Here is a 329-nt window from a genome sequence, read left to right on the forward strand (position 1 = left end):
GATATCATCCGTCAGAGCGCGGCAGTCAAAGCTGCGGTCGGAGATCTTCCCACAATTGATATCCGGAGTTTCCATGATAGCCGCTACGCCTACCGCCCCGTTAGTTTCCGTGCTTGACCTCCGCGCACGGCCTCTACCTAAAAGCCCGACTGCTATGCAAAGGAGGCTCCGGTGTCGGTACCCATTGAGGACTACGCGCTCATCGGCGATTGCGAAACCGCCGCACTTGTCTCGAAGAACGGCTCGATCGACTGGCTCTGTTTTCCGCGCTTCGATTCCCCCGCCTGTTTTGCCGCTCTGCTCGGCCTGTCTCTTATACACATCGGACG

At 58.1% G+C, this 329-nt stretch carries 1 protein-coding gene; it reads left to right on the forward strand.

What is annotated here, in order from left to right; translation table 11 throughout:
- Positions 1-171: 171 nt before the first annotated feature.
- A partial coding sequence (locus AF337_RS45800; RefSeq protein WP_167347822.1) for a trehalase-like domain-containing protein occupies positions 172-329 on the forward strand: 158 nt, incomplete at its 3' end.

The sequence above is a fragment of the Rhizobium ecuadorense genome, assembly GCF_001187535.1.
Taxonomy (GTDB): Bacteria; Pseudomonadota; Alphaproteobacteria; order Rhizobiales; family Rhizobiaceae; genus Rhizobium; species Rhizobium ecuadorense.